The sequence below is a fragment of the Phormidium tenue FACHB-1050 genome, assembly GCF_014696925.1.
Lineage (GTDB): Bacteria > Cyanobacteriota > Cyanobacteriia > Pseudanabaenales > Pseudanabaenaceae > Pseudanabaena.
In genome coordinates this window covers 51200-61849 of the sequence record NZ_JACJQY010000033.1, presented here as the reverse complement: position 1 = coordinate 61849, position 10650 = coordinate 51200, and the positions used below count along the sequence as shown (strand labels likewise).

Annotated in this window: 9 protein-coding genes; all 9 read left to right on the top strand. The window is 44.2% G+C overall.

Annotation, left to right across the window (positions count from 1 at the left end):
- Positions 1 to 106 precede the first annotated feature (106 nt).
- The 9 genes from H6G05_RS17900 to H6G05_RS17860 all read left to right on the top strand — a co-directional run bounded on the left by H6G05_RS17900 (position 107) and on the right by H6G05_RS17860 (position 10643).
- Positions 107 to 682: a hypothetical protein gene (locus H6G05_RS17900; protein WP_190579966.1), complete on the top strand. Its 576-nt coding sequence runs from the start codon at positions 107 to 109 to the stop codon at positions 680 to 682.
- Positions 683 to 684: 2 nt separating this feature from the next.
- Positions 685 to 1959 carry a hypothetical protein gene (locus tag H6G05_RS17895; RefSeq protein WP_190579965.1) on the top strand — a complete coding sequence of 425 codons (1275 nt, stop codon included), beginning with the start codon at positions 685 to 687 and terminating at the stop codon, positions 1957 to 1959.
- Positions 1960 to 1965: 6 nt separating this feature from the next.
- Complete coding sequence (locus H6G05_RS17890) at positions 1966 to 3897, top strand: type IV secretory system conjugative DNA transfer family protein (RefSeq protein WP_190579963.1); 1932 nt, start codon at positions 1966 to 1968, stop codon at positions 3895 to 3897.
- Positions 3898 to 3915: 18 nt separating this feature from the next.
- Positions 3916 to 5151, top strand: coding sequence for a hypothetical protein (locus H6G05_RS17885; protein ID WP_190579961.1), 1236 nt, complete (start codon positions 3916 to 3918; stop codon positions 5149 to 5151).
- 9 nt (positions 5152 to 5160) lie between these two features.
- Positions 5161 to 5868 carry a hypothetical protein gene (locus H6G05_RS17880; RefSeq protein ID WP_190579959.1) on the top strand — a complete coding sequence of 236 codons (708 nt, stop codon included), beginning with the start codon at positions 5161 to 5163 and terminating at the stop codon, positions 5866 to 5868.
- A 37-nt stretch (positions 5869 to 5905) separates the two neighbouring features.
- Positions 5906 to 8173, top strand: coding sequence for a type I DNA topoisomerase (topA, locus tag H6G05_RS17875; protein ID WP_190579957.1), 2268 nt, complete (start codon positions 5906 to 5908; stop codon positions 8171 to 8173).
- A 70-nt stretch (positions 8174 to 8243) separates the two neighbouring features.
- Complete coding sequence (locus H6G05_RS17870) at positions 8244 to 8615, top strand: hypothetical protein (RefSeq protein WP_190579955.1); 372 nt, start codon at positions 8244 to 8246, stop codon at positions 8613 to 8615.
- Complete coding sequence (locus H6G05_RS17865) at positions 8612 to 9043, top strand: HNH endonuclease (RefSeq protein ID WP_190579953.1); 432 nt, start codon at positions 8612 to 8614, stop codon at positions 9041 to 9043. Before H6G05_RS17870 ends, H6G05_RS17865 begins: the two co-directional genes overlap by 4 nt.
- Before the next feature lie 64 nt (positions 9044 to 9107).
- Positions 9108 to 10643, top strand: a complete 1536-nt coding sequence (locus tag H6G05_RS17860) for a pentapeptide repeat-containing protein (RefSeq protein ID WP_190579951.1) — start codon at positions 9108 to 9110, stop codon at positions 10641 to 10643.
- Positions 10644 to 10650: the final 7 nt, after the last annotated feature.

Genomic DNA, 10650 nt, shown 5'->3' with positions numbered 1-10650 from the left:
TTGCTCTTGGGGTTACTCTCTATAAATTCAGTTAATTCTTCCAAGTCTTTTCTTTGATTTCTTCTTCTCTATTTTTCCACAACTCATTTAGGATTGCTATATAGTTATGAACTTTTTACCATGTCGAAAATATGCCATCTCAGGGACATTTGCTTTTCTAGTCTTGTCTCTACCCGCGATCGCTCATGCCGAGCAGATCTTTCCTGCCAAGCGGCAGATTGGTGTCAGTCAGGCGATGGGTGTAAGCGGCGTGACCTCGGTAGTTAGCCTATCGCCGATGCAGTCGTTAAATATTAGCTTCATCAAGACAGGCGAGATTATCAAAAAGGTGTGGTTGGGCAATCCTTCTAAGGTGGTGATGGACTATGACAGTCCTCTCTGTAAGGACGGTGCGAACGATAGCAATTGCGGGGCAACGGTAATTAATCTGCGGCAACTTGCTCAACCCCTTGACTTGGATATGAATCTATCTGCCTCGGCAAGGGGAAATCTCACCTCCCTAACTGTGATCACTACGGGCGCAGGGGGACTGAGAAATCTCTATCAGTTTCAATTAGTTCTGAATGTCCCCACTCCTGCCTACAGCATTTTGGAAGTCGTCCCCGATGCTCAAATCCCTCGCCTTGCTCCGCTTACACCAACTGCTCCTACTCAAACGAATAAAACCTCGTTGGATTTCTAATCATGTTGTATAAACGTATCATCCAAATAACGGCGTTAGCGATCTCCTCTGCGGCGATCTCTATTTTCAATCCTGATTTTGCTACGGCTCAGTCTTTGCCCATGTCCTCACAGCCGATTGGGAATTCTCAATCGGTGATGATTCCTGATTTTACGCAAATCAGTTTCGAGAATTTACCGAAAATCCAAGTTACCGCCCAATTGCAGCAACAGCTATCGCAACTACTTTCTCCAAATGCCTTAACCAATCTGGTCATTGGTAGTTTTGTTAGCCCAGATCAGTACCTGACAGTAGGTTCACTTCAGTCTCTGGGACTGGAGCAAATGAGCTTACAGGCGATCGCTAGTCGTGCTGGTGTTTCTCTCAACAATGTCAGTCTCGGTCAACTAGGCGAACTCACATCACAGCAGACGATTAATAGTTTGTTGCAGTCGCTGCCAGATCTGCATAATCAGCCTTTGAGTCAAGTTAAACCCATTCTCGATCTGGTTACCCAGAAATCTGGAGTTGCCAATCTCGCTAGTCTGAGTGATGAAATGTCTGGTATTACCGTGGGGCAGTTAGTTAACGCTTTTCCAGATCTTGGCAATTTACCCTTGGGCAGTCTTGGGGAACAGCTTAATAGCTATAGCCTTGAATCGCTTGCGGGCTTTGCTCAGTTGCCTTTAGGCAATATTCAGGGTGCATCGAGCGTGGTTTTATCGGATTTGAATGCTACGGGATTGGGGAAACTCAGTCTTTCCCAATTTCCCAATGCTCCAGCGTTACTACCCAATGTCAGGTTTGGCATGGTGGATATTGCTCTTGGCAATAAGGAGAAGAATCGCATCAATCCGATTAGCGGTGGCGTTACCGAGTCAGGATTTCAAGCGGTGGGTTGCGATGGTAATAATGATTGCCCGCATATTGAGGTTACGGACTTCGCGGGTGGTTACTATACTGGCAAACAATGGATGACTGCATCGCAACAAGTCCCCGATGGTTATGGCTTTCTAGGTGGTCTATTTGGCAATCGCGGACCCGCAGGCAATCATCCCTTTGGCGATGCTTTTCGCGTCACCATTGAATCTTTAGATGAGGCTTCAGGCACAATTAACCTCGGTCTGCGGTTTCGCTGGTGTCAGCGATCTTGGTTTGTGGATTTAGGTTGTACTCCTTACATTACGCCTCCTTTGCCCTTGGTTGTTCTCCAAGAAAAAAGCGCGATTCCCTATGCAGGTCCCAGTAATGCGGCGGTTAATTCATCTATTTCCACTAGCAAACCTTTTAGCAAATAGATTGCCATGAATTTTTTGATGCTTTGGTTTAGCCAGAATAAACTCCCTAAGAGACTATTTTTGCTGGCGATCGCTATTTTGATAACTTGCTTATTTCCTGTAGAGATGTCGCATTCACAGGAGATAGACAATTCTGCGAACTCCGCAGAGGAGAAGTCTCCAGCCAATAGCTTGCCTCCTGAATTTGCTTCCATTATTAATCAGCTATTTACTCCCACGGGTGGGATTATTGCTGCCTGTGCGATCGGCATGGTTTTCTTGAGCACGAACGGTGGCGGCAATAGTAAAAATAAGTTGGCTAATGCTCATTGGGCAAATGGTGCAGAGATTGCGGCGGCAAGGAAAAAGGCTAAGGAACAGATTAATCGCCGCGAACGCAATAAGCTGTCTCTGTTTATCGTTAAGCCTAAATTGATTTTCCCGCCCGAATTGATTTCTCGTCCAGGGGTAGCTACACCCAATCACGAACTACCTATTGCGGGACAAAAGCCCAAAGTGATTCAGGTATCGCAAGCGGATCGGACGATTTGGCTACCTGATGCTAATCGTGGCATTGCTGTACTCGGTGGTACGGGTTCGGGTAAAACCTATGGCGTGATCGATCCTGCGATTCGTAGTGCGATCGATCAGGGGTTTCCGATTATTCTCTACGATTACAAATATGCCGAACAGTCGTCACGGATTGCAGGCGTGGCGGCGGCAGCAGGCTATCAAGTCAGCATCTTTGCTCCAAGTTTTCCTGAAAGTGGTATTTGCAATCCCCTCGATTTCATTCGTGATGCTGCGGATGTGGATATGGCGCGACAGGTAGCGATCGTCCTGAATCGCAACTTCAAGTCTGGTGGCAAAGGTAGTGAAGATCCTTTCTTTACCAATAGTGGCGACCAACTGATTCAAGCGGTGCTGCTGCTGGCGAAGACAACTCCCTATCCCGATATTATTTTCTGTGCTAAGGCATTGGGTGCGAATAATCTTCCTGCCAGAGTCCAGAATGCTCATTTACCAACTTGGGTAGAAACTAGCTTTGGGCAGTTGATTTCGATGGCGGATTCTGAGAAAACTGTTGCTTCTGTAATCTCGACGGCAAGTATTCTCTTCAGTCGGTTTATGTCCCCTGATATCCTCAGCGTGTTCTGTGGCAAGACGACGATTCCCTTGCAGTTAAAAGGCAAGCAATTGCTGATTATCGGCATGAAGCGCGAAAAGCAGGATGTGGTTGCACCATTGTTGGCGACGGTTTTGCATATGATTGTCACCCGTAATGTGGTGTCTACTAAACGAGAAGATCCGTTACTAGTCGCGATCGATGAACTGCCAACTTTGTATTTGCCGAGCCTTGTCCAATGGCTGAACGTTCACCGTGAGGATGGCTTGTCCTGTATGTTGGGTTTCCAGAATCTCGTACAGCTTGAAGAAACCTATGGCAAGGAGGTGTCAAGAGCGATCTTTGGTGGCTGTGCAACTAAGGCGATCTTTAATCCCCTTGAACCTGAATCAGCGAAGATTTTCTCTGATTATCTTGGCGATGAGCATTTGAAGTACAAATCTAAATCCCGTAGTTCGGGTGGTGGTAGGACTAGCACCAGTACATCGGATCAGGAACGTACACGCAAACTATTTGCTCCAGAGGATTTTCTCAAGTTACCGCAAGGTAATTGTATTCTCATCTCCCCAGGCTATAGCTCCAAGAAAGAAGCAAATGTGCCTCGGCGTTGCCATATCAAAATCCCCAAAGTTGATGCAGAAAGGGCTGATAAGAGTAAGTTTAAATGGGAGTCCTTAAAAGTTAGGTTGGCTAAATCTGGTAGTCAAGTACCGATTACGGACGCTGCGATCGCTTCCCGTAAGGATTACTTTCAAGAACATTTTCCTTTACCAGCCAAAGATGCTCCCAATGCTCCTAAGTCCACTGTTCCTGCTTGGGCTGAAGGTTTATAGAGGTAAATTATGGTTTTTATGCAGACATCGGAAGCATCTCAGGCTAATGCTCAGCAATTGGCGATCGCGCAAACTACGATTGAAGCTCTGGCAGAACTACTAAGGCAATTGTTAGGTAAGCAGGAAGAGTTATTGCAAGAGAAAGATGGAAATACGCAACAGCCTGATGCTCCATCATCGGGATTCAGTGATGCGGAGTGGGATCGGGTATCCCAGCAATGGGATCAGGACATCATGGATGACTGGTGGCGCAGATATCAGGCTGCACCAGATCGCTCTGCTGCTCCTGAGACTTCACTGGCTTTGACTGTGACTTTGAGTAATCCTCGCGATAAAGGCGATCCAGATTTTGCGATGCTTCCCAATGCACCCATTCAGCCATCACCTCTATCTGGTAGTAATCTACCGCCATTGCCTGAGTCATCGCAGTCATCATTGCCCACTTTTACGGAAGAGAACTATATCGATGTGGAATGGCGAGAACTCCCCAAAATAGAGTTAGCCGAGCTACTACGGCGCGATTTGGATGGGGATGGGATTACTGATGTCGATGAACTGCGGATGGGACTCAATCCTCGCAGCATTGATACTGATGGCGATGGTATCAGCGATCGCGATGAGTTAGGACGTTCTAATCCTCTATCTTTTGATGACTTCAGACAACAGGTGATGGCGGCGGTGTCGGTTGCCCTAGTTGCAAAATTGGGTGTCGATGGCAAGTATGAATCGGAAAACTATTGCATTCAGTCGCAGGATAATTTCTATGAGATTTCTAATCTTGATGGTGAAGCGATCGCTAAGTTTGAATTGCAGAGCGATCGGGCTGTGTTTATTGAGGATAGAACTACTGTTAATCAACAGGTTGACTTTACGAAAACTGCTTTCAAAACAAGCACTGTGGATATTTCTAGTTTGACTCAAAATCAGGGTTATCTCGCGGCAATCGATAAGCTGGGAGACCTAGCTCCTGCTGGGGCTAGGGGTGTGGTGGTCGTGGAAAATGTCCTTAATGAGACTGGTCAGGAGTCTTTCAAGGGTGAGTATTACAATTTCCAAAGGAATCAGGATAGTGATATCGCCATTGTCAATAACCATACTGGTGAAGATATTTTGCGGACTACGCAAGGGCAAATCTCTCTGAATGCGATGACTCCGACTGATCTAAACAACTTTCAGCAAGCATTTCAACGCATGAATTCACCTCAACCAGTGCTAGAGCAATCTAGTCTAGCTAGTCCAGATTTAGAGCGTTAGGTAAAGGCAATGCTTACTGCAAATCCAGATCTGGATATGGCTCAATTTATGGCGGTGTTTAACCAAGTTGTGGAACTGCATAGTGTCCATATTTTAGCGATCGCTGAACGAGAAATGTCTTCCATTAGTATTAAGGATTTAACGATGATCGATAAAGATGATGTATTTGATGAAGAGTGGCAACCATCGCAGGTACGGGGCAAGGGTAGCGATTCTAATTCGGGTGGTAATGATGCTCAACAGGTGAATGCTGTTATTCCAGAACAAAACCAGAGCGATTATGCAACGCAGATTCAGAATTTGGCGCTGTCAATGTTTGATGGGTTGAGTAATCTGCGTAAAGATCAATCAGACGGTAAGTCTGAAGATACTGCAACTGCTGCTATGCCCAGTTCTCCTAGTCAAATTACTGATGCAGAGCGAGATCTGAAACTGGCGCGGGATTGTCGCGAATTACTACAGGTAAAGGGTAAAGATGATGGTAATAATCTTATCTTTGAGCGTCCTGATGGCAAGGGGAATTACAAATTTAGTTTAGAGAGAGCATCGGATACGATGACATTGAATGCAAGGGATCGTCCTGTTAATCCGATCCTTGTGGAGTCACAGGGGAAAGTCTTAGAGTCCCATGTTACCGATCTTGATGCTGTAAATATAGCTAGGGCTGTGGAGATGTTAAACGTACAACAATCTAAACCTATTGAAAATTATAAGTAAGTCTGTTTGGTGGTAAAGTTTACACAGGTACAAAAACATGAAAAAGCTGTTACTCGTTGAATCTCCATCTAAATGCAAAACCATCCAAGCAATCCTTGGCAGTGAATGGCAAGTGGAAGCTTCCTTTGGTCACTTTACGGAACTAGCCAAAGATGGTGAAGATAGCTTGGGCTTTACCATGCACAAAGATACCAACAAAATTGAATGTCGCTACCAATTGACCGAAGGTAGAGGTCAACAGGTAGTCGCTAAACTTCGGGCGGCGGTGAAGAATGCATCAGAGGTGGTGCTGGCTACCGATGGCGATCGCGAGGGTGAGGGAATTGCTTGGCATTTACAGCAGCAACTTCATCTTCGTAATCCCAAACGCGCTGTCTATAACCAGATTACGCCTACGGCGGTTAAGGCAGCGATCGCCAATGCTCATCAGTTAGATTTAAACCTGATTTCCGCACAACGCGCTAGACAATGCTTGGATCGGTTGATTGGGTTTAAGGTTTCACCCCTTGTACGTCGGACAAGTGGCGGTAGCTCGGCAGGTCGGGTGCAGTCGGTGGCTTTGCATATCGTCTGTCAGCGTGAACGGGAGATTAATGCTTTTGTGCCGATTACTTACTGGTCGGTATGGACGGAATATGCTGAAGGCTTCATTGCTTTTTATGCGGGTAGTAGTGAGATTGAGCCTGTGCTTGAGGATAACGATGTCACCGATGATGCGGCGGAGGTGAATACGGAATCTACGGTGGAGTCAAAACGGGTATTGTCAGAAGCGGAAGCTACCAGAATTATTCAAGTTGCCCGTAATCATCCCCATGTCGTTCGCGAAGCTACGGGTGTTACTGCTCAGAAATCACCACTACCACCTTTCATCACCAGTTCGCTCCAGCAAGCTGCCTCGGTGAGATTAGGGCTATCGCCTGAAGAGACGATGAAGGTGGCTCAAGAGTTGTTTGAGGGTGTCGATTTACCTCAAGGTCGCAAGGGTTTGATTACCTATCATCGCACTGATAGTACTAGTCTCGCGCCTGAGTTTTGTGCTGAGGTAAAAGAATGGCTATCAAAGCATGATCCTGATAACGTCCCTAAGAAAACTACTCGTTATCGCGAACAGGCAACTGCTCAATCCGCCCATGAAGCGATTCGTCCTACCTATTTGAGTATTACGCCGAAAACGGTTAGAGACCATCTCAGTGCCAAACAGCATCAACTCTATGAGTTAATCTGGCGTAGAGCCGTTGCTTCTCAATGTGCGAATGCTTTGATTCAGAAAAGTCGGGTGATTATTCAGGCTGGTTCGACGCTCTGGCAAACTAGGGGTAGTATTCTCACCTTTGCGGGGTATACGCGCTATTGGAATGATTTGAGTAAGGATAAACATATTCCTGCTTTAACGAGCAGTCAGACTTTAGCTTTGGCGAATGCAGGTTTTACGCAGAAACAAACTCAACCTCCTGCGCGGTATAGCGAGGCAAAGTTAGTACAGGTGCTAGAGCGTCAGGGTGTGGGTAGACCGAGTACGTTTGCAGCGATCGTTAAGACGCTGAAGGAGCGCACCTATGTGTTACTCAAGGGTAAGGTTCTGGAACCTTCGGCTTTAGGAATGTCTACGGATGATGTGTTGCATAAAACTTTCCCTGATTTGCTCAGAGCCGATTTTACCGCAGGGATGGAGACGACTTTGGATGAAATCTCGGTAGGTAAGTTGGAGTGGCAAAGCTATTTGATTGGTTGGCATCAGTCCTATTTTCAGCCGATGTTGGCGCGTGCTTATACGAATCTCGGCGCAGATTTACAACCAAGTAATCGCAAAAATGAGCTTTCGGATGTGGATTGTCCTGTTTGTAATCAGCCTCTCAGTAAGATTCCTTCTAAGAAAGTGAGTGGTGGGCATTTTCTCAAGTGTGAGCATGGCTGTGAGAATCTGGTGATGTTTTGGAGCGATCGCCGTAATCAGTGGGAGATTCCTCAACCGAAGGGTGAGAATGCAGTGACGGCAGAGGTGACTAGTTTTGCTTGTCCTGTCTGTGGTAAGCCTTTGGCTAAGTTTCCCTATACTAAGGATGGTGTGGATAAAGTGATGTTGAAGTGTGGGGATGTTCAGGCTCGGCAGCGCAAGGATCATGCGGATGTGGTCTTTTTCTGGTCTTCTCAGGAGAAGTGGTGGTCGAAGAAGTTTGGCGATCTGGATGAGGCGGCTAAGCCGAATTTGGGTAAGACTGCTACTGCGAAGGAGAAGAAATCTTCTCAGGGGAAGCCAAAGCGATCGAGTAAAGTAGCTAAGCCTAGCCCTAAAAAGTTGTCTTGATAAGCATTGAGATTCGATAGGGTTATACTGTATTTAATCAATCAAAATTTAGTGTTGTCTACGAGGCAATATGTCTGAGTCGATCACCTTAGAACTTCCCGAACCTTTGGTAAAAAAAGTTAAGGAAATTGCTGCGCTCAATCGTCAGGGGATTGAAGAAATGCTGATTGAATGGATCGATCGCACTATTAATGAGATTCCCATAGATACTTTGCCTGATGAACAGGTTCTGGCTCTTTGTAATTTGCAAATGGGTGAACAGCAGCAAAGGGTTTTTAGCGATTTACAAGCTCGAAATAGTGTAGGGTTGCTTAATGCACAGGAAGTTAAGAAGCTGAATGAGTTAATGCAGGTTTATCGTCATGGTTCGGTACGGAAAGCTAAGGCAATGCAGGTTGCGGTGATGCGTGGATTAATCCCTGCTTTGAATACTACCTCATGAGTCGTCTTTATATTTCGGTTGAGGTTGATCGCAATGTTCGTAGTATGGCTAAGAACCGATGTGGCTATTGCCTTAGTCCTCAAAAGTTAGTCATGGCACGTCTAGAGATTGAGCATATCATTCCTGTTTCTAAGGGTGGCAGCAGTGAAGAGTCGAATCTTTGGTTAGCTTGCCCTATTTGCAATAGTCATAAAGCTGGCAAGATTGTGGCGATCGATCCAGTTACGAATGAGGTTGTGGCGCTATTCAATCCGCGTACTCAAGTTTGGGTGGAGCATTTTGCTTGGGCTGAGGATGGTATTTGTATTCTCGGTAAGACTCCAACGGGACGGGCAACGGTAAAGGCTTTGAGTCTTGATAGTGATTTTGATGCTTTGGAGGTTCGGAGTTATTGGGTACAAGCGGGTTGGCATCCGCCGAAAGATTAAGGCAAAATTGCTCCTAATCTCGATTCAAACAGCGTTCACCTATCCAACTTCCTGTAAGCAATCAATGACTATCGCTTTAAATTATATTAAACAAGTTCTGTTCAAGTATAATTTTTGCACCTATAGAGATAAAAATATGAGTAGCAAAAATATTGACAAGCAAAGAAAAAACCTTAAACAATCTCATTCAAAAGTTGCTTTAGAATTAACCCGTGATATTAATAACAAAAAGATGATATGGCTAATACCCTCTGTTCTTATAGGAATTATCGTTATTATTATTAGCTTGGCTATAGCTTTTCCACCTCCATGGGAGTGGGCAGGAATGGGGACAAGTAGTCAAAAATCATTAGAGACAGTTGAAATGATAAGTGGGAAAGTCACAAAAACTACTACCACTACTAAGTTTGATTCGGCGAAGACCCTATGGGATTGGATGAGCTTGTTTCTTGCCCCCTTGACTTTATTTATTGTTGGATTTGGCTTTCAGTCTTCACAGGAAAAAATTCGTGAAGCTAAGGAAAAATCCGAGAAATTTAAAATCGAGAAGGCACAAAGGGCAGATGCAACAGAAGCTTATTTTGATAGGGTTTCAGGTATATTACTTGAGAAAGATTTACTCAATATAGAAGAGGATAATCCTTCTCTTAAAGCCGCATTAAATGTAATTAGAGCCAAAACTCTATCAGTTCTTATAAGAATACAAGATGATAAGGATTATCTTAGAGAAAGCGTAATTATTTTTTTATACTCTGCCCAATTTTTAACTGAAGGTAAATTGCATATTAGTCTATCTGAATCCTGTCTCTTAAATGCTGACTTTCAAGGTGTTGATCTATCTAAAGTGGATCTATCTGAAACTGACCTTTCGGAAGCAAACTTTTCACTTGCTAAACTAAATTATACTAATTTTAGCAAAACCGATCTACAAAAAAGTATTTTTACTTTTGCCGAATTAATTAAGAGCAATTTCTCTGAGTCAGAACTATCTGAATCAAATTTTAGTTTCGCAGATCTGACTAAAGCTAATCTCTCTAAAGCCAATCTGTCTGAAGCTAATCTATCTGAAACAATAATTATTGGAGCTAATTTTAGTAATGCCACTCTTGACAAAGCAAAGTTTGAGAAAGCAAACACTAATATGGAATTGAAAGGTGTAATCCCTGAAGATGAATTGGTAAACTTTAAGGGAGCAATCCTAACCAACGCAAATTTAACCAAAGCCAATTTTCTAGAAGCTGATTTTGAGGGAGCTAACCTTAGTGGAGCTAATCTTAGCGAAGTAAATTTTCAAAAAGCTAATCTTAGTAGTGCTGATCTTAGTGGTGCTAAGCTCATTGATGCTAATCTTTATGATACTAAGCTTATTGGCGCTAATCTTACTAAAGCTAACCTTACTAGAGCTAAATTGATCTATACCCAAATCTTTAATGCAAATTTAACTGAAGCAAATCTTGAATATGCAGACCTCACTGGATTTACAAAAAACAATGTAACTGGAACTAAATTCAACGGAACTAAATTCCGTGATAATAAGGGAATTTCGCTAGAAACAAAAGAATATATAAAGTCTGTAGGGGGCAAATTCAGAGACTCTTAACATAACG

What these genes read in the sequence shown, in the direction of transcription:
- topA (WP_190579957.1), top strand. Translation starts at nt 5,906, where the DNA reads ATGAAAAAGCTGTTACTCGTTGAATCTCCATCTAAATGCAAAACCATC.
- H6G05_RS17890 (WP_190579963.1), top strand. Translation starts at nt 1,966, where the DNA reads ATGAATTTTTTGATGCTTTGGTTTAGCCAGAATAAACTCCCTAAGAGA.
- H6G05_RS17900 (WP_190579966.1), top strand. Translation starts at nt 107, where the DNA reads ATGAACTTTTTACCATGTCGAAAATATGCCATCTCAGGGACATTTGCT.
- H6G05_RS17880 (WP_190579959.1), top strand. Translation starts at nt 5,161, where the DNA reads ATGCTTACTGCAAATCCAGATCTGGATATGGCTCAATTTATGGCGGTG.
- H6G05_RS17865 (WP_190579953.1), top strand. Translation starts at nt 8,612, where the DNA reads ATGAGTCGTCTTTATATTTCGGTTGAGGTTGATCGCAATGTTCGTAGT.
- H6G05_RS17870 (WP_190579955.1), top strand. Translation starts at nt 8,244, where the DNA reads ATGTCTGAGTCGATCACCTTAGAACTTCCCGAACCTTTGGTAAAAAAA.
- H6G05_RS17885 (WP_190579961.1), top strand. Translation starts at nt 3,916, where the DNA reads ATGCAGACATCGGAAGCATCTCAGGCTAATGCTCAGCAATTGGCGATC.
- H6G05_RS17860 (WP_190579951.1), top strand. Translation starts at nt 9,108, where the DNA reads ATGACTATCGCTTTAAATTATATTAAACAAGTTCTGTTCAAGTATAAT.
- H6G05_RS17895 (WP_190579965.1), top strand. Translation starts at nt 685, where the DNA reads ATGTTGTATAAACGTATCATCCAAATAACGGCGTTAGCGATCTCCTCT.